The 22,550-nt window shown below is 73.6% G+C and carries 12 protein-coding genes; all 12 read left to right on the forward strand.

Translation table 11 applies throughout. From position 1 onward, the window contains the following. The first annotated feature begins 6 nt into the window (after window positions 1–6). The 12 genes from JOE63_RS06785 to JOE63_RS06840 all read left to right on the forward strand — a co-directional run bounded on the left by JOE63_RS06785 (window position 7) and on the right by JOE63_RS06840 (window position 22,473). Window positions 7–1,677 (forward strand): NADH-quinone oxidoreductase subunit M, encoded by a 1,671-nt coding sequence (locus JOE63_RS06785; RefSeq protein ID WP_087471270.1) that lies wholly within the window; start codon window positions 7–9, stop codon window positions 1,675–1,677. Further along, window positions 1,674–3,446, forward strand: a complete 1,773-nt coding sequence (nuoN, locus tag JOE63_RS06790; protein ID WP_087471271.1) for an NADH-quinone oxidoreductase subunit NuoN — start codon at window positions 1,674–1,676, stop codon at window positions 3,444–3,446. Before JOE63_RS06785 ends, nuoN begins: the two co-directional genes overlap by 4 nt. 65 nt (window positions 3,447–3,511) lie before the next feature. Further along, window positions 3,512–4,516 carry a polyprenyl synthetase family protein gene (locus tag JOE63_RS06795; protein WP_087471272.1) on the forward strand — a complete coding sequence of 335 codons (1,005 nt, stop codon included), beginning with the start codon at window positions 3,512–3,514 and terminating at the stop codon, window positions 4,514–4,516. Window positions 4,517–4,873: 357 nt separating this feature from the next. Further along, a complete protein-coding gene (locus JOE63_RS06800; protein ID WP_307839974.1) occupies window positions 4,874–10,894 on the forward strand; it encodes an Ig-like domain-containing protein in 6,021 nt (2,006 codons plus the stop codon). Window positions 10,895–10,946: 52 nt separating this feature from the next. Next, window positions 10,947–11,921, forward strand: a complete 975-nt coding sequence (locus JOE63_RS06805) for an AAA family ATPase (protein ID WP_157759590.1) — start codon at window positions 10,947–10,949, stop codon at window positions 11,919–11,921. Between the two features lie 109 nt (window positions 11,922–12,030). Then, window positions 12,031–13,368, forward strand: a complete 1,338-nt coding sequence (locus tag JOE63_RS06810; protein ID WP_204540147.1) for a DUF58 domain-containing protein — start codon at window positions 12,031–12,033, stop codon at window positions 13,366–13,368. Continuing rightward, window positions 13,368–15,869 (forward strand): transglutaminase-like domain-containing protein, encoded by a 2,502-nt coding sequence (locus tag JOE63_RS06815; protein WP_204540150.1) that lies wholly within the window; start codon window positions 13,368–13,370, stop codon window positions 15,867–15,869. Before JOE63_RS06810 ends, JOE63_RS06815 begins: the two co-directional genes overlap by 1 nt. Further along, entirely contained in the window at window positions 15,866–17,476 is a 1,611-nt protein-coding gene (locus tag JOE63_RS06820; protein ID WP_204540154.1) for an RDD family protein, read from the forward strand. The genes JOE63_RS06815 and JOE63_RS06820 overlap by 4 nt, the downstream gene beginning before the upstream one ends. Then, on the forward strand, window positions 17,473–18,330 hold the full coding sequence (locus tag JOE63_RS06825; protein WP_204540156.1) for a PP2C family protein-serine/threonine phosphatase: 858 nt from the start codon (window positions 17,473–17,475) through the stop codon (window positions 18,328–18,330). Before JOE63_RS06820 ends, JOE63_RS06825 begins: the two co-directional genes overlap by 4 nt. Continuing rightward, complete coding sequence (locus JOE63_RS06830; RefSeq protein ID WP_307839975.1) at window positions 18,327–19,973, forward strand: FHA domain-containing protein; 1,647 nt, start codon at window positions 18,327–18,329, stop codon at window positions 19,971–19,973. Before JOE63_RS06825 ends, JOE63_RS06830 begins: the two co-directional genes overlap by 4 nt. Next, on the forward strand, window positions 19,970–21,775 hold the full coding sequence (locus JOE63_RS06835) for a serine/threonine-protein kinase (protein ID WP_087471277.1): 1,806 nt from the start codon (window positions 19,970–19,972) through the stop codon (window positions 21,773–21,775). Before JOE63_RS06830 ends, JOE63_RS06835 begins: the two co-directional genes overlap by 4 nt. Then, window positions 21,772–22,473 carry a hypothetical protein gene (locus tag JOE63_RS06840; protein ID WP_087472808.1) on the forward strand — a complete coding sequence of 234 codons (702 nt, stop codon included), beginning with the start codon at window positions 21,772–21,774 and terminating at the stop codon, window positions 22,471–22,473. Before JOE63_RS06835 ends, JOE63_RS06840 begins: the two co-directional genes overlap by 4 nt. The last annotated feature ends 77 nt before the right edge of the window (window positions 22,474–22,550 follow it).

Consider the following 22,550-nt stretch of genomic DNA (forward strand, 5'->3'; position numbering starts at 1 on the left):
ACAACCATGACTACCTCCGTCCCCTGGCTGTCCCTGCTCGTCGCCTGGCCCCTGGTGGGGGCCGCGGCGGTGTGGCTCACGGCCGCGGCCCGCACGCGCGGCGTCGGCGCGGGCGCCCTGCGCACGGTGCGCGGCATCGCCCTCGGCGCCGCGCTCGTCGAGCTGGGCCTGCTCGTCGGCGCGTTCACCGCGTTCGACACGTCGGCAGCCGGCACGCACCAGCTCGCCGAGACGTACCGCTGGATCCCGCAGATCGGCGCGAGCTACGCGGTGGGCGCCGACGGCGTCGCGCTCGCGCTCGTCGCGCTGTCGGTCCTGCTCGTCCCGCTCGTCGTGCTGGCCGCGTGGAAGGAGCAGGACGGCGACGTGCGCCGCCTGCGCCACTACCTCGCGCTCGTCCTGCTGCTCGAGGCGTTCATGGTCGCGGTGTTCGTCGCGCGCGACGTGTTCCTCTTCTACGTGCTGTTCGAGGCGATGCTCATCCCGGTCTACTTCATGATCGGCGGGTTCGGCGTCGGGGCGCGGCGGCGCTACGCGGCGGTGAAGTTCCTGCTGTTCTCGCTCGCGGGCGGGCTCATCATGCTCGCGGCGGTCATCGCCCTGTACGTGCAGGTGCCGATCGACCCGGCGACGGGCGCACGCCCCGAGGACGCGTTCCTCACCGCGAACCTCGTCGAGACGTTCGCCGCGTCGCCCATGCCCGTCGCGACGGAGCGGCTGCTGTTCCTCGGGTTCTTCCTCGCGTTCGCCATCAAGGCGCCGCTCTTCCCCGTCCACACCTGGCTGCCCGACGCCGCGCAGCACGCGCCCGCGGGCACGTCCACGCTCCTCGTCGGCGTGCTGGACAAGGTCGGCACGTTCGGGATGCTCACGCTGTGCCTCCCGCTCTTCCCGCACGCGAGCGCGTGGGCGGCCCCGGTCGTGATCGTCCTGGCGGTCGTGTCGATCCTCTACGGCGCGCTCATGGCGATCGGCCAGAGCGACCTCATGCGACTCATCGCCTACACGTCGGTGTCCCACTTCGGGTTCATCGTGCTCGGCATCTTCGCGTTCACGTCGCTCAGCGTGTCCGGGTCGTCGCTGTACATGGTCAACCACGGGATCTCGACGGGCGCGCTGTTCCTCCTCGCGGGGTTCCTGATCGCCCGCCACCCGGAGCGCTCGCAGCGCATCGCGGACTACGGCGGCCTGCAGAAGGTCGTCCCCGTGCTGGCCGGGACGTTCCTCGTGGCCGGCCTCTCCGCGCTGTCGCTGCCCGGCCTGTCGACGTTCGTCAGCGAGATCATGGTGCTCGTCGGCACGTTCGCGCGCAGCCCGTGGGCGGCGCTCGTCGCGGTGCTCGGCGTCGTGCTCGCAGCGCTCTACGTGCTGCTGACCTACCAGCGGATCTTCACGGGGAGCACCCGCGAAGGGCTCGACCAGCTCCCCGACCTCGGGGCGCGCGAGAAGTGGGTCGTCGCGCCGCTGATCACGGTCCTCCTCGTCCTCGGCTTCTACCCGGCTCCCGCGCTCGACCTCGTGCGCGAGCCCGCGGAGGTCACCCTGTCCGACCTCGCGGTCGCCGGCGTCGAGGACCCGCCGCGCTCCGACCCGTTCGCCGAGGGGGCCGAGCAGGTCGCCCTCGAGAGCCAGGGGTCGTCCGTCTCTCGTAGCACCGACGAAGGGAGCGAGTCGTGAACGACTCCTTCGTGGCCCCCACGGTCGACTGGCTCTACCTCGCCCCGATCCTCGTCGTGCTGGGCGCCGGCGTCGTCGGGGTGCTGATCGAGGCGTTCGTCCCCGCGCGCGTCCGGCGCACGACGCAGGTCGTCCTCGCGCTGCTCGCGACGGCCGCGGCGTTCGCGCTCGTCGTCGTGCTGTGGCGCGATCCCGCCGTCCAGGGCGCCGACGGCGCACCGTACGGGGTCCGGGTGCTCGGCGGGTCGATGGTGATCGACCCGTTCGGGCTCGCGATCCAGGGGATCGTCGTCCTGCTCGCGTTCCTGGCGATCCTCGTGATCGCCGACAAGACGTCGACCGGCCAGGACGCGTTCGCGCCGTCCGCGGCGGCCGTCCCGGGCTCGCCGTACGAGGACCTCACGCGCCGCAAGGGCCTCGAGCAGACCGAGGTCTACCCGCTCGTGCTCTTCGCCGTGGGCGGCATGATGATCTTCCCCGCGACGGGCAACCTCCTCGTGATGTTCGTCGCGCTCGAGGTGCTCTCGCTCCCGCTCTACGTGCTCTCGGCGATGGCCCGCCGCCGTCGCCTGCTCTCGCAGGAGGCGTCGTTCAAGTACTTCCTCCTCGGGGCGTTCGCCTCCGCCCTGTTCGTGTTCGGCGTCGCGCTCGTGTACGGCTTCGCCGGCTCGGTCGACCTCGTCGAGGTCTACCAGTCGCTCGCGAACCCCGCCGGGCCGCTCGCGAGCATGCCCGGTCTCGTCGTCGTCGGCGTCCTGCTCGTCCTCGCGGGCCTGCTCTTCAAGATCGGCGCCGCGCCGTTCCACGCGTGGACGCCCGACGTCTACCAGGGCGCCCCGACGCCCATCACGGGTTTCATGGCCGCGTGCACCAAGGCGGCGGCGTTCGGCGCTCTGCTGCGCGTCCTGTACGTCGTGAGCCTGGGGCTCGCGCAGTCCTCGCCCACGGCGCGCGAGGACCTGTTCGTCGCGCTGTGGATCGTCACGCTGCTCACCATGGTCGTCGGCACCGTCGTCGGTGCCGTGCAGACCGACGTGAAACGCCTGCTCGCCTACTCGTCGATCGCCCACGCGGGCTTCATCCTCGTCGGCGTCGTCGGGTTCTCGCAGCTCTCGCTGCGCGCGACGGTCTTCTACCTGCTCGTCTACGGCCTCGCGACGGTCGGCGCGTTCGCGGTCGTCACGCTGGTGCGCGAGACCGCCCCGGTGCGAGGGCGCGTGCCCGCGGCGGTGGGTGCAGGGGCGGCAGGAACCGACGCCGCGGACAACGCGACGGACGGGGCGGCGGAGCAGCCGGTCGCCGTGCTCGGCGAGGCGACGCACCTCGCCCAGTGGGCGGGGCTCGGACGCCGGAGCCCGTGGCTCGCGGGCGTGTTCTCCCTCTTCCTCCTCTCCATGGCGGGCATCCCGCTCACGGCGGGCTTCGTGGCGAAGTTCACCGCGTTCGGCGCGGCCGTCGCCGGGCCCGACGGCCAGGGCGGGGGCTCGACGTGGGTGCTTGCCGTGGTCGGCGTCCTCGCGTCGGCGGTCGCGGTGTTCTTCTACGTCCGCATCATCGTGCTGATGTTCTTCACGGCGCCGTCCGGAGGCCCGGCGGACGGGTCGGACGACGACGACCGTGCGGTCGATGGGCCGGGCGTGACCGTCGTCCGGTCGACCGGTCCGACGACGATCGCGATCGCCGTGTGCGCGCTCGGGGTGCTCCTCCTCGGTGTGTTCCCGTCCCCGGTTCTCGATCTGGCGGCCGAGGCGGTTAAGTTCGTCCCGTGACCTCTGTGCCTTCCGTGCCGCCCGCGCCCGCCGGGCCCCGCGGCCCGCGTGATCGGACCGCGCCCGTGACGACCACCGCGATCCCGATCTCGGACCCCGCGCTCGCCGCCGCCCTCACCGAGCGGCTCGCGGGGGTCGAGGCCCGGCTGCGCGACGCCGTCGCGCACGCCGACCCGCTCGCCGACACCGCGTCCCGACACCTCGTCAACGCGGGCGGCAAGCGGCTCCGGCCGCTGCTCACCCTGCTCGCCGCCGAGCTCGGGGACGGGACGCGGCCCAAGGTCGTGGAGGCGGCGGTCGTCGTCGAGCTCACGCACCTCGCGTCGCTGTACCACGACGACGTCATGGACTCCGCCCCGGTGCGCCGCGGCGCACCGTCCGCGCACGCGGTGTGGGGGAACTCCGTCGCGATCATGGTGGGCGACCTGCTCTTCGCGCGTGCGGCGTCGACCGTCGCGGCGCTCGGGCCGGAGGCCGTGCTGATCCAGGCGAGGACGTTCGAGCGGCTGTGCCTGGGCCAGCTGCACGAGACGATCGGTCCGGACGCGGGCGACGACCCCGTCGACCACTACCTCGAGGTGCTGGCCGACAAGACGGCCTCGCTCCTGTCGACGTCCGCCCGGCTCGGTGCGATGTTCGCCGGGTGCGCGGCCGACGTCGTCGAGATGGTCTCCGCCTACGGGGAGAAGCTCGGGGTCGCGTTCCAGCTCGCCGACGACGTGCTCGACCTGGCGTCGTCGGGCGACGAGTCCGGCAAGACGCCGGGCACCGACCTGCGCGAGAAGGTGCCGACCATGCCCGTCCTCCTGCTCCGCGCCCGGATCGCGAACGGGACGGCGAGCGAGGCGGACGCCGGGCTCGTCGAGCTCCTCGACTCCGACCTCACGGACGACGCCGCGCTCGCCGCGGCCGTGGCCGCGCTGCGCCGGCACGAGGTGCTCGGCGAGACGCGTGCGCTGGCGGTCCGCTGGGCGCGGTCGGCCGTGGCGGAGCTCGACAGGCTCCCCGACGGTCCGGTCGCCGACGCGCTGCGGTCCTTCGCGGAGGCGCTCGCCGACCGCGCCGCCTGACGGTCTCGCGGAGGGTGATCTTTCGACCGGGGTCCGGTAGGCCGGGCCGTCGGAACTTCCGGCCTGCATCGTTGCCTCCGTCACCGGATTGACCTGGCCCGACGTGCCGCGCACCGCCGCGGTGGTCGCCGCGACGCCGCGCCACCCGGCGCGTGGGTGGGGAGTGCTCCCCATGGAACGGGTGTCGGAATTCACCCGGTCGCCCGCTATCCTCGAGTGCGCGATCGGTGGGGCCGCCTGGAAAGTGCGAGATCGAGGGGGCTGGAGAAGGAGACCGATCGTCTCCCGATCCAACTCCTCGGAGGGCTTGTGGGTTTCCTGGCGCGTCTGCGCGAGCACCGCCGTACCGTCGCGTCGGTGAGCACCGTCTCGGTGTTCTCGACGGCGCTGGTGGGGCTGGCCTTCCTCTACGAGGGTGAGGCCACGGCGGATGTGGACCTGAACGACTCGGGCGTGTGGGTGACGAAGTCGTCGTCCGGTCTGCTGGGTCGGTTCAACTACGAGTCCCAGGCGTTGGACGGGACGCTGAACGCGGGCAGCACGTCGTTCGACGTGCAGCAGGACGCGGGCCGGGTGCTGCTCGATGACACGAGCACCGGTACGGCCTCCCCGGTGAGCGTGGCGCACCTGAAGCTGGACGGGCAGATCCGCCTGCCGGCGGGGGCGCAGGTGGTCTCGGGTGGTGCGACGACGGCGATCCTCGACGGTGAGGAGGGGCTGCTGTGGGTGCTGCCGTTCGACGGTGCGACCTCGTTCGACGCCGAGAAGTCGGAGCCCACGGCGGAGGTCGAGGGGGGCGGCGGCCTCACGGTGTCCCAGGACGGGACGGTGTTCGCGGCGATCCCGTCGACGGGGACGCTGTGGACGGTGGCGACGACGTCGAAGGGCGCGGTGGACGGTGACCCCACGTCGTCCTCCCTCCCCGTGGGGAAGGGCGCCGAGGTCGAGGTGACCGCGGTGGGCGACGAGCCGGTGGTGCTCGACCGGTCGGCGTCGCAGCTCGTGCTCCCCGGCGGCAAGACGGTGACGCTGGACGACGGTGCCCAGGCGCGCCTCCAGCAGCCGTCGGCCGACTCGGAGAACGTCGTCGTGGCGACGACCGGGGGACTGGTCACACAGCCGCTCACGGGCGGTGACGCCCTGCGTCGCTCGGCCGAGGGGCGCCCGGGCGCCCCGGTCCAGCTCGGTGCCTGCACGTACGGGGCGTGGGCCTCGACGGGGCAGGTGATCCGAGACTGCGAGGGCACCGACCGCGACCTGGACACCCGTCTGGAGGGGGTCGATCCCCAGGCGCGCCTGGAGTACCGGGTGAACCGGCACGTGATCGTGCTGAACGACCTGTCGGCGGGGACGTTGTGGATGGCGGCGGACGAGTACCAGAAGGTCGACGACTGGGACGTGCAGATGCCGGAGGAGGCCGAGGGTGAGGAGTCCGACGCGGAGCTGACGAACCCGGAGCAGGTGGATCAGTTCATCGCGGACCGTTCGCAGCCGAACAAGCCTCCGCAGCCGCAGGACGACTCGTTCGGGGTGCGTCCGGGGCGGACGACGATCTTGCCGGTGCTGGGTAACGACGTGGACCCGGACGGGGACGTGATGACGGCGTCGTTGGTGGGGGACTCCCCGGGCAACGCGACGGTGCAGGCGATCATGGGTGGTGCCGCGTTGCAGGCCGTGGTGCCCGAGGACGCGCAGGGGACCGGAACGTTCCGGTACTCGGTGGCGGACGGTCGTGGGGGTGTGGCCGAGGCCGGGGTGACGCTGAAGGTGTCGCCGTGGGGGGAGAACGCGGCGCCGGAGCAGAAGGGTGACCCGGTGCTGCGGGTCGGGCAGGGTGGTCGGGCCACGATCAAGGTGCTGCCGTACTTCAAGGACCCCGACGGGGACGACCTGTACCTGGCCTCGGCTGCCGCGACGGTCGCGGGGGACGACGTGCGCTCGCGCCCGGACGGGACCGTGGAGTTCCGCGACGGCGGCGGCTCCACCGGCCGCAAGATCGTCACGGTGACCGTCGCGGACGGGCAGGGCGGGGTGTTCGAGGGCAAGCTGCTGGTCGATGTGGTGCCGGGTCCGCAGCCGCCGGTCGCGGTGAACGACCACGTGGTGGTCCCGGCGGGGCAGCCGGTGACGGTCGAGCCGTTGCGCAACGACACGGACCCGAACGACGACGAGCTGCGGTTGGCGTCGGTGTCGGAGTCGGCGCCGGCGGAGATCACGCCGAACTATGACGCGGGCACGTTCACGTTCATGTCGATGGAGCCGCGCTCCTACGACCTGACGTACCAGGTCACCGACGGGCCGAACGCGACCACGGGTCTGGTGCGGGTGGACGTCCTGCCCCCGTCGGAGGCCACGGGTGCCCCGATCGTGGTGACCGACACCGCCCTGCTCCCGGCAGGCGGCAGCACTCTCGTCGACGTCCTCGCCAACGACACCGACCCCGCGGGTGGGGTCCTGGTCGTCCAGTCGGTCAAGGTGCCCTCCGATGCCGGCGTCTCCGTGGCCGTGCTCGCGCACCAGATGCTGCGCATCACGGAGCTGCGCCAGCTCGACGGCCCCCTCACCATCACCTACACCGTGTCCAACGGGACCGAGACCGCGACGGGTCAGGTGCGCGTCATCCCCGTGCCGGCCCCGACGCGGTTGCAGCCGCCGCAGGCGGCGGCGGACGAGGTCACGGTGCACGCGGGGGACGTGGTGACGATCCCGGTGCTGAAGAACGACACCCACCCCGACGGGCTGGAGCTGTTCCTGCAGCCCGAGCTCGAGCAGGACGTGGACCCGGCACTGGGCGAGGCGTTCGTGTCCGAGGACACGCTGCGGTTCAAGGCCGGCCCCGAGGCCGGGACCGCCTATGCGATCTACAAGGTGCGCGACGTCAACGGGCAGGAGGACTCCGCCCAGGTCACGATCCGCATCCGCGACGGCGAGGACAACGCACCCCCGCAGCCCCGCGAGATCGAGGCCCGCGTGCTGTCCGGGTCCAGCGTGCGCATCGCGGTCCCGCTGGACGGGATCGACCCCGACGGCGACTCCGTCCAGGTCACCGGCATCGCGTCCCCCGCGGGCAAGGGCGCGGCGGGCGTCGTCGACGGCTTCCTCGAGTACACCGCCGCGAAGAACGCCGTGGGCCCGGACACCTTCACGTACACGGTGCTGGACGCACGCGGGGCGACGGCGACCGGCGTCGTGCACGTGGGGATCGCGCGTCCGGGGGAGACGAACCAGCCTCCCGTCGCCGTCGACGACGAGATCACGGTGCGCCCCGGGCGCACGGTCTCGGTCGCGGCCCTGGCCAACGACACCGACCCCGACGGCGACCAGGTCGGCCTGGTCCCCGGCGGCATCGAGGACACCCACGACCTGGACGCCGAGGTCGTGGTCGACCGCATCGTCCTGACCTCCCCCGACGCCGACGGCGCCTACACCTTCTACTACCAGGTCCAGGACACCTACGGCGCCCGCGCCACCGGCGCCGTCACCGTCAACGTCGCCGCCGACGCACCCCTGCTGCCCCCCGTCGCGCGCGACGACACCGTGCCCGTGGAGGACATCCTGGGCAAGACCGAGGTCACCGTCCCCGTCCTGGACAACGACGAGGACCCCGACGGCGCCGCGACCGAGCTCACCGTCACCACCGACGCGACCACCACCACCGTCACCGATGCCGGCGAGCTCGTCATCACCCTGACCGAGGACCGCCAGGTCGTGACCTACACCGTCACCGACATCGACGGCCTCACCGCCAAGGCCTTCGTCAAGGTTCCCGGCCTCACCGACCAGAAGCCCACGCTCCGGCCGGGCACGCAGCTCGAGGTGCTGGCCGGCGAGTCCCTGCCGATCGACATCACGGAGCACGTGCTCGTCGTCGAGGGCAGGACGCCGCGCCTCACGACGGAGGAGACCGTGAAGGTCACGGAGGGCTCGCGTGAGATCCCTTCCGTGACCGAGATCGTCTACACCCCCGACCCGGCCTACACCGGGCCGGCCTCGGTGTCGTTCGAGGTGACCGACGGCTCCGGCCCCGACGACCCGGAGGGGAACACCAACGTCCTGACCATCCCCGTCCAGGTCCTGCCTCCGGAGAACCTCGCACCCGAGCTCATCGGGTCGCCGGCGCTCGACGTCGCGGCGGGCGAGGAGGCCTCGGCCGACCTCGCGCGCTTCGCCACGGACGCCGACGGCGATTCGCTGAAGTTCACCGCGTCCCCGGGCGGCACGCAGGGTGTGACCGTCACGGTCGAGGGCTCCACCCTGCACGCCCAGGCGACTCCCGAGGTGCCCAAGGGCTCGGTCGTCCAGGTCCCGATCACCGTCACCGACGGCGAGCACCCCCCGGTCGAGGGCACCGCGACCCTCACCGTCGTCGCCTCCACCCGACCCCTCGCACGCGCCAACCAGGACACCGTCGACGACGCCCACCAGGGCAAGCCGACGACCGTCCCCGTGCTCGCCAACGACGCCAACCCGTTCCCCGACACCCCGCTGAAGGTCGTCGACGCGATCGTGGAGACCGGCCAGGGCACCCCGGAGGTCTCGGGCGACCAGGTCACGGTGACGCCGCGCGACGACTTCATCGGTGTCATGGTCGTCCGGTACCGGATCCAGGACGCGACCAAGGACCCCGACCGCGAGGTCGAGGGTCGCATCCAGCTCAAGGTGCTCGGCAAGCCCGAGGCTCCCGCGACCCCGCAGGTCGACGAGATCCGGTCCAAGACGGTCGTGCTGTCCTGGGACCCGCCGAACAACAACGGCGCAGACATCACCGGCTACACCGTGCGCTCCCAGAACGGCTACGAGAAGGCCTGCGGCACCACCACCTGCACCCTCGACGGCCTGACCAACAACGTGAAGTACACCTTCACCGTCTACGCGACCAACGCCGTCGGCGACGGACCCGCCTCCCCGCCCTCCGAGGAGGCCCGACCCGACGAGAAGCCCGACCCGCCCGCCGCACCCACCCTCGAGTTCGGCGACCAGTCCCTCACCGTCACCTGGACCAACAAGACCTACACCGACCGCTCGCCCATCGAGACCGTCGACCTCGAGATCTCCCCCGCGCCGCCGGGTGGAGCCGTCCAGAAGACCGCGCTCGTCGGGACGTCCGTGACCTGGGACGGGCTGAAGAACGGCGTCGCCTACAAGGTGCGCGTCCGGGCCAACAACCTCGCCCCCGACCCCTCGGACTGGGGCGAGTACTCGACGGCGGAGACGCCCGCGGGCAAGCCCGCGGCGCCCGGGAAGCCCTCGGCGAAGCGCACGTCCATCGGCGACACGTCGCAGATGCAGGTCTCCTGGACGGCCCCGGACGACAACGGTGCCGCGATCACGTCATACACCGTCGAGGCGGTCCAGGGCGGCTCCGTGGTGAGGTCCACGACCGCGTCCGGAGGCGCCACGTCGGCCACCCTCGGCGTGCCCGCCGACACCACGGGCTACACGTTCCGTGTCAGGGCACACAACAAGGCGACCGACAAGTTCGGCGACGCGGAGTTCTCGCCGGCCTCCGACCCGGTGCGCGCTTTCGCCACGCCGGGCACCGTCTCGAACCTCACGGCGGACGCCAACGGGACCAACAACCAGATCCAGCTCTCGTTCGGCGACGCGACCGGCAACGGTGTCAAGGCGGGGGAGATCTCCTACCAGTACAACGCCGGGGGCAGCTGGCGGGATCTCGCCGGGGACCGCGTGGTCCGCGGCCTGACGAACGGTGAGAACTACACCATCTCGGTCCGCGCGGTGGCCGGCGTGGACGGGGCCGTCGAGCCCGGTGCCGGCGTCGCCGCAAATGCGGAGTCGCCCTACGGCCCGATCCCTGCACCGAATGTCTCGATGAACGGCGGCGACCAGTCGATCTCGTACAGCTGGTCGACGTCGGACAACGGACGCCCGTACACGGTCTCGGTGCGCGGCGCGGTGCAGTCCAGCGCGAAGTCGGGCTCGGGGACGCTGAGCGTGGGCTACTCCCAGACCCGCGAGATCTGCGTGACGGTCAACCCGACCGAGGGCGAGACCAAGGAGACCTGCCGCTCGGCCACCTCGGACAAGAAGCCGGAGCCCGTGTTCACGGTCAGCAAGGGCAGCAACCACAAGCTGCCCGACGGCAACTGGCCCGGCGAGTGCGGTCACTCGTCGTGCGCCGAGCTGTACCTGACGATCAAGGACGGGCCGCCGAACACGCCCTTCCGCACCACGTGCTACGGCGGTGGGGACCGGATCGGGTCGGGCAACTACAGCTACGACGCCCAGGGTCGCGCCCTGCGGACCGACGGCAACGGGAACTACTCGGGCGGCCAGCAGTGCGTCTGGGGGCAGCCTGGCTCGTCGGTGCGGATCGACACGTCCATCGGGAACACGAACTCCATGACCTGGTACTAGCGGCTCGACGACCCCGAGCACGCTCCCCAGCACAGCGAACGGAAAGCGACGAATGACCACCATGACCCCCGAGCAGGCCACCTGGTTCGCTCAGACCTTCGACCGCCTCGTCGGCAACGTGGGCCAGGCCGTCCTGGGCAAGGCGCACGTGGTGCGCCTGACCCTGACGTGCATGCTCTCCGAGGGCCACATCCTCCTGGAGGACGCGCCGGGCACCGGCAAGACGTCGCTCGCCCGCGCCCTCGCGGCGAGCGTCCAGGGCACGAACAACCGCATCCAGTTCACGCCCGACCTGCTCCCGTCGGACGTCACGGGCGTGACGATCTACGACCAGAAGACCGGCAAGTTCGAGTTCCACCAGGGCCCGATCTTCGCGTCGATCGTCCTGGCGGACGAGATCAACCGCGCGTCGCCCAAGACGCAGTCCGCGCTCCTCGAGGTCATGGAGGAGGGTCGGGTCACCGTCGACGGCGTGGGCCACGAGGTCGGCCGCCCGTTCATGGTGATCGCGACGCAGAACCCCATCGAGCAGGCCGGCACCTACCGGCTGCCCGAGGCCCAGCTCGACCGCTTCCTCATGAAGGCGTCGATCGGGTACCCGGACCACGCGTCGACGGTCGAGATCCTGTCGGGCGCCGCCGTGCGCGACCGGAGCAAGACGCTCCAGCCGCTCATCACGACGCAGGCCGTGACGGAGATGGCCGAGCTCGGCGCGCGCGTGCACGTCGACGGCGCGGTCCTGGAGTACGTCTCCCGGCTCGCCGAGGAGACGCGCAACGCGCCCGAGGTCCGCGTCGGCGTCTCCGTCCGTGGCTCGCTCGCGCTCGTGCGCTGCGCGAAGGTCTGGGCCGCGGCCCACGGCCGCAACTACGTGCTCCCGGACGACATCAAGGAGCTCGCGCAGCCGGCGTGGGCGCACCGCCTCGTGCTCGACCCGGAGGCGGAGTTCGCCGGCGCCACGAACGAGGCCGTGCTCGGCCGGCTCCTCGCCGACGTCGCGGCGCCGCAGGAGCGACGCTCCGCCTGACCGGACGCGCGGCGCTCCCACGCCGCCCGCCCCTTCCGCCCCTCCGTGCTGCCGCGCGGACCACCGACCGGCGGACCGTCCTCCCCCGTACCGACCGAGAGCACATCGCATGAACGCCTCACACGGCCCCTCGACCGGCCGCCCGAGCTCCCGCTCCGGCAGCCCGGGCGGCAGGACCGGCACGCCACCCGCGTCGTCGGCCCTCGCCGGACTGCTCCGTCCCCTCGCGGCACCCCTCGCCCGGGTCGCCGCGCCGATCGGTCGCGCGCTCGCGCCGGTGACGCGGGCGGTCGAGCCGGTGACGTCGGCGGTGAGCCCGTTCGGCTGGGCCGCGCTCGTGGTCACCGTCGGCGCGTGGTGGGCCGGGCTGGCCTTCTCGTGGCTCGAGCTGCTCGTGGTATCGATCCTGCTGACGGTGTCGCTGCTCGCCGCGGTCGCGTTCGTGCTCGGCCGCTTCCGCTACGCCGTCGTTCTCGACCTCGCGCAGCAGCGCGTCACGGTCGGCGACCGCGCCGTCGGTCGGCTCGACGTGCGCAACGACTCGGGTCGGCCGCTGCTCCCGTCGGTCATGGAGCTGCCGGTGGGGCAGGGCATGGCGACGTTCCCGGTCCCGCGCCTGCGTCCCCAGGGGAGCCACGAGGAGATCTTCACGGTGCCGACGCACCGGCGCTCGGTGATCTCCGTGGGTCCGGTGCGGTCGGTGCGGGCGGACCCGCTCGGGCTGCTGCGCCGCGAGGTCGTCTGGACCGAGCCCGAGGAGCTGTTCGTCCACCCGCGGGTGAAGAACCTCTCGGGCTCGTCCACCGGGTTCCTCAAGGACCTCGAGGGCCGTGTCACGACGGACATCTCCAACTCGGACGTCTCGTTCCACGCGCTGCGCGACTACGTCCCGGGCGACGACCGACGGCACATCCACTGGAAGACGACGGCCCGCACCGGGCAGCTCATGGTCCGCCAGTTCGAGGAGACGCGCCGGTCGCACCTCGCCGTCCTCCTCTCCACCCGCGCGGAGGACTACGCGCACGACGACGAGTTCGAGCTCGCCGTGAGCGCGTGCGGGTCGCTCGGGCTGCAGGCCATCAAGGAGGACCGTGGCGTCACGGTGCTCGTCAACGACGGCAACCTGCGCGGCGACCACCGCACCCGCCTGCTCGACGACCTCGCCCGCGTCGAGACGCGCGCGCAGCGGACGTCGCTCGTCGACGTCGCTCGCGTCGCGGGACTGACGATCAGCGACGCGTCGGTCGTGGCGTTCATCGTCGGGAGCAAGGTGACGCCCACGGAGCTGCGGGCGGCGTCCGCCCGGCTTCCCCAGGACGTCCGGGTGATGGCGATCCAGTGCGTCCCCGGCGCCTCGCTCAGCCGGCACGCGATCGCGGAGCTCGTCGTCCTCACCATCGGCGAGCTCGGCGAGCTCCCCCTCGCCCTGCGGAGGCTGAACGACTGATGAGCGCTCCCAGCACCACGACGCGCGGCTCGCGCCGCGCCACCCCGGTCGGCACGCCGGCCCCCTCCTCCGGCACGTCGCAGCGCAACACGACCCGGCTGCGCGGCGCCGACGCTCCGCGCGCGCTCACGACCCTCGGTGTCGTCGACGCGCTCGCGCTGGTCCTCGTCCTCGGCGCGGTCGCGGTCGGGTTCGGGCCCGTCTGGGGCTCGACCGGGTACCTCGTCCCCGCCGTCGGCGGCGCCGTCGTCGGGCTCCTGGTCGCGTGGCTCGGCGCCTGGCGCCGGTGGTCCGCCGCCACGGTCCTCGTCGTCGGCGTGGTCGCGTACCTGCTCCTCGGTGGCGCGCTCGCGCTGCCCGCCGACGCGATCGGCGGCGTCGTCCCGTCGCTGCAGACCCTCACCGACCTGCTCCGTGGCGCCGTCACGGGCTGGAAGGAGTTCGTCACCACGGTCCCGCCGCTGCACTCCTTCCCGGAGCTCGCGGTCGTCCCGTACCTCCTCATGCTCGCCACCGCGCTGCTCGCGGGGACGATCGCGTGGCGCGCGCGCCGCGCCGAGTGGGCGCTCGTGCCCGTCGTGGTCGCGTTCGTCGGGGTCATCCTCCTCGGGACCGTCATCGCGGCGCTCCCGGTGGTGCAGGGGCTCGTCGTCGGCGGCGTGGGTCTGCTGTGGGCCGGGTGGCGGGTCACGGCCGCGCGGCTCGGTGCGCACCAGATCACGACGGAGGCGAGCAAGGCCGCGACGCGGCGGCTCTGGTGGCACCGGGTGCGGACGGGCGCCGCGATGCTCGTCGTCGGCGGCGTCGCCGCGGCGTTCGCCGCGCCCGTGCTGCTCCCGGACGAGCCGCGCACCGTGCTGCGCGAGACCGTCGTGCCGCCCCTGGACCTGCACGAGTACGTGAGCCCGCTCACCGCGTTCCGCAAGTACGCCAAGGACATGCGCGAGGACGAGCTGTTCACGGTGCGGGGTCTCCCGGCGGGAGCCAAAGTCCGCCTCGCCGGTCTCGACACGTACAACGGCGTCGTCTACGACGTCTCCAGCGGGCTGCCGGGCTCGGGCGTCTACACGCGTGCGGGCGAGGAGATCGCCACCGTGGCGTCCGGGACGCCGACGCGCGTCGACGTCCAGGTCGGGGACTACGCCGGCGTGTGGGTGCCCGACGTCGGCACGCTCGAGGGCATCACCTACGCGGGCGACCGCGCGCGCGAGCTCGGCGAGACCACGTACTACAACTCGACCACGGGGACCGCGCTGACGACCGCCGGGCTGCGCCCCGGCGACGCGTACACGCTCGACACGCTCGTCTCCGTCGAGCCCACCGAGGACGACCTGCGGGCGGGTGCCATCGACCAGTCGATCGAGGTCCCGACGCCGCCGAAGGACGCGCTGCCCGCGTCGCTCGCAGGCAAGGCAGCCCAGTTCATGGGGGAGGAAACGGAGCCGGTCGACCAGCTCTTCGCGCTCCGCGACGGCCTCGTGGCGAGCGGCGTCTTCTCCAGCGGGCTGGACACCCAGCCGCCGTCGCGTCCGGGCCACTCGGCGGAGCGCATCGACACGCTCCTCGCGGACGAGGAGATGGTGGGCGACGACGAGCAGTTCGCGGTGGCGCTCGCCCTCATGGCCAACCAGGCCGGCATCCCGGCGCGGGTGGTCATGGGCTTCTACCCCGACATGGAGAAGAACCCGCTCGAGCCCGGCGAGCCGTTCACGGCGACCGGGACCGACGTGCACGCGTGGGCGGAGGTGCCGTTCGTCGGCTACGGGTGGGTGCCGATCACGGCGATCCCCGACGAGGACAACAAGATCCAGCCGGAGCCCAAGAGCCTCCAGGTGCCCAAGCCCCCGATCCTCGAGGACCCGGAGCCGCCGGAGGAGCCCGCCGAGGCCGAGGCGGGGAAGGTCGACGACGAGGAGAAGGAGAAGGCCGAGAGCGACGGCTTCGACTGGGGCCAGGCGGCCCTCGTCGCGGTCGCCGTGGTCGTGCCCCTGGCGCTCCTCGCCCTGCCCGTGATCCTCGTGCTCGCCTACAAGGCGCGCCGCCGGGCCCGGCGCCGCGCGGCGGCACGTCCGGTGGACCGGGTGAGCGGCGGCTGGCGCGAGGTCCTCGACACCGCGACGGACCTCGGGACCCCTGTCCCCGCAGGCTCCACGCGGCGCGAGGGGGCAGGCGTCCTCTCCCAGGCGTACGGCGCGACGGCGACGATCCCGCTCGCGCACCGTGCCGACGCGACCGTCTTCGGCGAGGGCGAGCCGACCGAGCAGGAGATCGAGGCCTTCTGGGCCGACGTCGACACGGTCGTCGGGGGGCTACGCTCCTCCGTGAACCGTCGGGCCCGCGTCCGTGCCGCACTCTCGTTGCGGTCCGTGCGCGCGCCCTCCGGTTCCTCGGGTCTGCGCCGGTGGCTGCCCGGCCGCCGCGCCGGCACGAAGGGTGGCGCCGTGCCCCCGGCGGCAGGGTCGTCGTCGGAGCCGACGAGACGACAGGGAGACGAGTCATGAGCGACGTGACGTGCGCCGCCTGCGGGTCCGCGCAGTCCTCGGGGTCCGCGTTCTGCGCGGTGTGCGGGCAGCCGTTCCCCCGGACGGGGCGCCCGGTCGCCGAGCCCGCGGCGGGCCCGGTCGGTAGCGTCCAGGCGGTCGCCGCGCGCGCGGGGGCCGACCTGCCGTACGCGTCCGCGTCGCACTCGGCGCCGGACACCACGACGGAGCCCGAGGTCTACGCGGCGACCCAGAAGGCGTTCGGCCCGGCCGTCGTCGCGCCGTCGTCGTCGCTCGCGACCGCTCCGTTCGCCGGGAAGGGGCGGCGGTTCCTCGCCTACGTGGTCGACGTCGCGGTCCCGGGCCTCGTCGCCCTGGTGGTCGTCGTCGCGGGTCTCGCGATGGTCGGGACGCCGCTCGGCAGCGTCCAGGTCGTGACGCAGGACGAGGCCGCCGCGCTGCTCGGCAAGATGCTCGTGGTCTACGTCGTCGCGGCGGTGCTCGCGCTCGCGTGGTGGGTGGGCGTCTGGTTCTGGGAGGGCTCGACGGGCAAGACGCTCGGCAACCTCCTCACGGGAATCCGCACGGTCGACGCGGGGACGCGTGAGCCGATCGGCTTCGGACGGGCCGCGCTGCGCTGGATCATCGTCGGCGTCGTGCCGGCGGGCGGGATCATCGTGGTCCTGCTCAGCCCGGGCTTCGACTCCTCCGGTCGGTCGCAGGGGTGGCAAGACAAGGCCGGCCGTTCGCTCGTCGTCGACGTGCGTGGCATCGCCCCCGCGTCCTCGGCACCCTCGGGCTACGACGGGGTGGCCTCGCTCGTGGCTGGCGCGCCCGCGGGAACCGGCCACGGCGCGGCCGGGGGATACGCGCCCCAGCCCGGGTACGCCCCCGCACCGGCACAGGCCGGGTACGCGCCCTACCCGCCCGCCCCGGTCGGCGGCCAGGGTGCCGCGGCCCCGGCCGCTCCCGCCGCGCCGGGCGCGTTCGCCCCGGCGGCGCCGTCTCCGTCCGCTCCGGTCCCGGACCCCTGGGCGTTCCCGTCGCCCGCGTCACCCGCAGGTGGCGGGCTGATCACCGGCGTCCCCGGCGTCGGGGGAGGCCCGGCGCCCGCCGTCGCCCCCTCCGCGCCGTCGGCCCCCGCAGCGCCCGTGCCGCCCGCCACGCCCGCGCCCGTGGCGAGGCCCGCTGCCGCGGTCCCCGCCGCCGCACCCACGCCGGAGCCCGCCGAGGCCGAGTGGGACAGCACGCGCATGACGGCGCGCGACGTCCGCGCCATGGACCCGGCACCCGACGTCTCGGTCGTCATCGAGCTCGAGTCGGGAGAGCGCCGCGCCGTCGACCGTCCGACGCTGCTCGGCCGCAACCCGCAGGCGCCCGACGACGGCCCGTGGAACCTCGTCGCGGTGGACGACCCGACGCGGTCCGTGTCCAAGACCCACGCCGAGCTCCGGGCCGACCCGAGCGGCCTCTGGCTGACGGACCGCGGCTCGACGAACGGCACCGTCGTCTCCGTGCCGGGCGCTCCGCCGCGCGTCGCCGAGCCCGGGACGCGCGTGCGCGTCCCGGTCGGTGCGACGATCCACGTGGGCGACCGCCGCATCGTCGTCCACCCGGGTGTCGCATGACGACCGAACCGCCCGCCGAGGTCCACCTGGCCTGGGGCGCGGCGTCGCACCGCGGCGCGCGGCGGCTGCTCAACGAGGACCGGTTCCTCGTCTCGCGCTCCGTCTTCTTCGTCGCCGACGGCATGGGCGGTCACGAGGCGGGCGAGGTCGCGAGCGCGACGGCCGTCGAGGCGCTCCGGCCGCTGGCCGACCTCGACGTGATCACGCCGGACGAGGTCCGGACCCGGATCGCGGTCGCGCAGGAGAACGTCCAGGCGATCGTCACCGAGCCCGGCCGGGGGGCGGGCACCACCGTCACCGGTGTGGTGGTCTCGGAGCAGGACGGGAACCCGTACTGGCTCGTCGTCAACGTGGGCGACTCGCGGACCTACCACCTCGCCGGCGGGCACCTCGAGCAGGTGAGCGTCGACCACTCGGAGGTCCAGGAGATGGTGGACGCGGGACTGCTGACGCCCGCGGCGGCCCTCACCCACCCGCGTCGGCACGTCGTCACGCGCGCGCTCGGCTCGCGCAACCCCCCGCAGGTGGACTTCTGGTACCTGCCGATCGAGCGGCACGACCGCGTCCTGGTCTGCTCGGACGGGCTGACGGGCGAGCTCACGGACGAGCGGATCGCGGAGGTCCTGCTCTCCACGCCCGACCCGCAGGCGGCCGCCGAGCGTCTGGTCCACGAGGCCATCGCGGCCGGTGGGCGGGATAACATCACAGTCGTCGTCGTCGACGCGACGGGCGTGTCCGACGACACGAGCGGCGGGAGCACGACACCGCGCGACCACGCCGGGGTGCCGGGTCCGGTCGTCGACGAGGACACGCTGCCCAGGGATGTTCGTCTGCAGATCGGGGGTCTGACGTGACGCTGCGCTACGTCACGGGTACCGCACGAGCCGTCGTGCGAGGCGGCACGGTCGTCGTGCTGCCGGGTCCGGTGGAGGCTTCGCTCGTCGAGCAGGTCTGGGACCAGCTCGGCACCGACGCGGGGGTCGTCGAGGTCCTCCAGGTGCTCACCGGCGCCTTCGGCTCGAGCCTGCGGACGGTGCCGCCGTTCGTGGTGGCGGTGGTCGCGGACCGTCGCGTCCACGTCGCCGCGCGCGGTCGCGTCGCAGTGACCCTCGAGCTCGACGGCGGCGAGCGCGTGCGGGTGGAGGGCGAGGGCGTCACGACCTGGTCGGAGCGCGTCCTGGACGACGTCGTCGAGCTGCTCGTGCGCGCGGACACCGGCGTCGTCGGCACCCTCGACGAGGCACCGGCAGGCGAGCCCCTGCTCGGGGGCGCGACCTCTCTCCCGCTGGTCTCCGGCGTCGTCCTCGCGGGCGCCGTCGCGTGGCCCCTCGCCGAGCGTCCCGCCCCGCCCGCGGTCGAGGACCTCCTGGTCGACGACGCACCCGCCGTCGACCCCGTTCCGGCGGACCGCCCCTCCTGGGGCTCGACCACCGGGCCGACGGCGGTGGAGCCGACGCCCGCCGAGGTGGCGGCGCCGCTCGGTGCGACGCTCCGTCTCCCCGAGGAGACCATCGCGCCCGAGCCGGAGTCCGGCTCCTCGGTCACGCCGGTGCTCGCGGACGCGCCCGCGACGGCGGAGCCCGATGCCGCCGTGTCGCCGGAGGAGGACGCCGACGACGACTACGCCCACCTGTGGGGGTCGACCATCCTGCGGACCGTCGAGGACGCCGCCGTGCGCACGGAGGACGACGAGGAGCACGACGAGCCCGCGTCACCGAGCCCCGTGACGCCGCCCGTCCCCCCGGCACCCGACGTCGGGGAGCCGCCCCTGCCGCCGCCGGCCGCGACCGGCGACGGCCTCATCGCGGGCGTCCCGCGGGAGTGGACGGGTGCGACGCCTGCCGCGGCGCACCGCGCCGCGACGGTCGACCCCGACGGCGAGCCCACCGGTGCCGAGGGCGAGCCCGGGCTCGACCACGACGGCCACACCGTCCACTCGTCCGCCATCGCCGACCTGCGCGCGGCCGCGCGGGACGCGGGCGGCGGCGCCGCCCCGGTGCCGCCTCCGCCGTCGTTCAGCGCTCCGCCCGGGCCGGGGCAGCAGCAGATCCTGGCGCGCACGTGCGCCCAGGGGCACGCGAACCCGCCGTCGCGGGACACGTGCGCGGTCTGCGGCGGGCCGCTCGAGGGAGACGCCGAGCTCGCGATCCGTCCGCCGCTCGGGCGGGTCCTCGTCTCGACAGGGCAGGCGGTCGAGCTCGACCGTCCCGTCGTCGTGGGCCGGCGCCCGCGCACGCCCCGGTCGCAGGCGGCGGACCTGCCCCGCCTGGTGACGGTGCCCAGCCCGCAGCAGGACATCTCGCGCTCGCACCTCGAGATCACGCTCGAGGGGTGGCACGTGCTCGTGAGCGACATGGCGACGACGAACGGCACCACGCTCCTGCGCGCGGGTCAGCCGCCGCGGCGCCTGCACCCGTCGGAGCCGGTCCTGGTCGTCGACGGGGACGTCGCCGACCTCGGCGACGGCGTGACCCTCGTCTTCGAGGGGATCCGGTGAGCACCAAGCGCGCGCCGTCCCCACCGCCGGAGATCACGGGCTTCGAGTACGTCTCGCTGGTCGGCTCGGGCGGGTTCTCCGACGTCTTCCTCTACCAGCAGCAGCGCCCCCGCCGGCGCGTCGCGGTCAAGGTCCTGCTGCAGGAGTGGTCCAGCCACTCGCAGCGGGCGGCGTTCGACGCCGAGGCCGACCTCATGGCGACGCTCTCGACCCACCCGTCGATCGTCACGATGTACGAGGCGGACATCGCCGACGACGGGCGCCCGTACCTCGCCATGGAGTACTGCTCGCGTCCCAACCTGGGGGCGAGGTACCGCACCGAGCGGCTCTCGGTCGCCGAGGCGCTGCGCACCGCGGTCCAGATCGCCGGCGCCGTGGAGACGGCGCACCGCGCGGGCATCCTGCATCGCGACATCAAGCCCGCGAACATCCTGGTCACCGAGTACGGGCACCCGGCCCTCACGGACTTCGGCATCTCCTCCACGGTCGACGACGCCGCGCGCGCCGAGGGCATGTCGATCCCGTGGTCCCCGCCCGAGTCGTTCGCCGAGCCGCCCCGCAGCGGCATCGCGACCGACGTCTGGGCCCTCGCGGCGACGACGTACACGCTGCTCGCGGGCCGGACGCCGTTCGAGGTGCCCGGCGGGTCGAACTCGAGCGCCAACCTCATCTCGCGCATCGAGACCTCGCCGCTGCCCCCGACGGGACGCACCGACGTGCCGGCCTCGCTCGAGCGCGTGCTCGCGACGGCGATGGCGAAGAACCCCGGGTCGCGCTACCCCACGGTCCTCGCGTTCGCCCGCGCGCTCCAGCAGGTGCAGAACGAGCTGTCGTACGCGGTCACCCCGATCGACCTGCTCGACGACACGGGGCACGTGCAGGAGGAGGAGCCGGACGACGACGCCGGGACCCGCCTGCGCCAGGTCGTGTCGATCGACCCGGCGGGGCCGGGCGGGACGTCGTCGGGGCCCGTCGCGCCGAACCGGCCCACCCAGCCGACGACGCCGCTGCGGCCGGGCCAGCCGGGCGCCCCATGGCCTGGCCAGACCGTCGCGCCCGGACCCGCCGCCCCGCAGCAGCCGGGACCGCGCGCCCCGCAGCAGCCCTACGCGCCCGCGGCCTGGAGCCAGGGCGCACCCGCGCACACCGCGGGCACCGCGCCGACGTCCGCCGTCGGCCCGGGCGGGCACGCGCCCGTCGCGGAGCTCACGGACCCGTCCCGGATGTACCCCGGCGCCCGGCGCCCGGGCGCCTGGGGCCAGCCCCCGGTCGAGGACACGGTCCACCGGCCCACCGGGCCGGAGGACGGCGGACCGGCCGCCGCGCCGACGGAGGAACGGTCGGGTCGTGGCGCGCTGTGGGCGACGCTCGCGGGCGTCGTCGGGGTCGCGGTCGCGGTCGGAGGCTTCTTCCTGCTCCGCCCGGACGCCACCGTGGACGACACGGACCCCGACGGCGGCGGCGAGGAGACGGCCGCCACGGACGACGACTTCCTGCCGTCGGACAACCTCGGCGACCTCGTCCCGCCCGTGAACGATCTCGTGGGCACCTACGACCCGGCGCGCGAGGTCGCGACGTTCACGTGGGCGTACAACTCGGACAAGGCGCAGGACGGCGACTCGTTCGCCTGGAAGAAGCTGGACCCCATCGAGGAGACCCCCTACAAGGAGATCTTCGACGAGACGACCGTCGAGCTCCGGGCGAAGCCCGGCGAGCAGGTCTGCATCGAGGTCGTCGTGATCAGGGACGGCAGGCCGTCCGCGGCGCCCGGGAAGTCGTGCGTGACGGGGGAGGCGGCGTGAGCGAGCTCGCGGTCGAGTTCTGCGGGGAGTGGTTCCGCCCGTCCGTGGACGGGGACCCGTTCGACATCGGGCGGGACGGCGACCTCGCGATCGAGGACAACCCGTACCTGCACCGCCGCTTCCTGCGCATCTCGCACGAGGGCGGCATCTGGTGGCTCTCGAACGTCGGGACGCTCATCTCCGCGACGGTGTGCGACTCGGGTGGTGGGGTCCAGTCCTGGCTCTCGCCGGGCAACCGCCTTCCGATCGTCTTCCCGACGACGTCGATCGTGTTCACGGCCGGGCCGACCACGTACGAGCTCACCGCGCAGCTCAGGGGCGCGCCGTACCAGGAGATCCGCTCCGAGGACACGGAGTCGGGCGGCGCGACGACGATCGGCATGATCACCTTCACGACGAGCCAGAAGCAGCTCATCGTCGCGCTGGCCGAGCCGATGCTGCGCCGCGACGGCACGGGCCTGTCGGAGATCCCGTCGTCGGCCGCAGCCGCGGCCCGCCTGGGCTGGGCGACGACGCGCTTCAACCGCAAGCTCGACAACGTGTGCGACAAGCTCGACCGGATCGGGGTCAAGGGCCTGCGCGGCGGCCCCGGTGCGCTTGCGACGAACCGCCGCGCGCGCCTCGTCGAGTACGCCGTGGCGTCGCGCCTGGTCACCTCGGCCGACCTGCCCCTGCTCGACCTCACCGACGACGGCTGACGTCAGCGGCTCCGCGGGCGCGCGTCCCGTGCGCCCCTCCTGGTCGCGCCCTGCGTACCGCTGCCCGACCGTCGGAG

Source organism: Cellulosimicrobium cellulans (assembly GCF_016907755.1).
GTDB classification, from domain to species: Bacteria; Actinomycetota; Actinomycetes; order Actinomycetales; family Cellulomonadaceae; genus Cellulosimicrobium; species Cellulosimicrobium cellulans_D.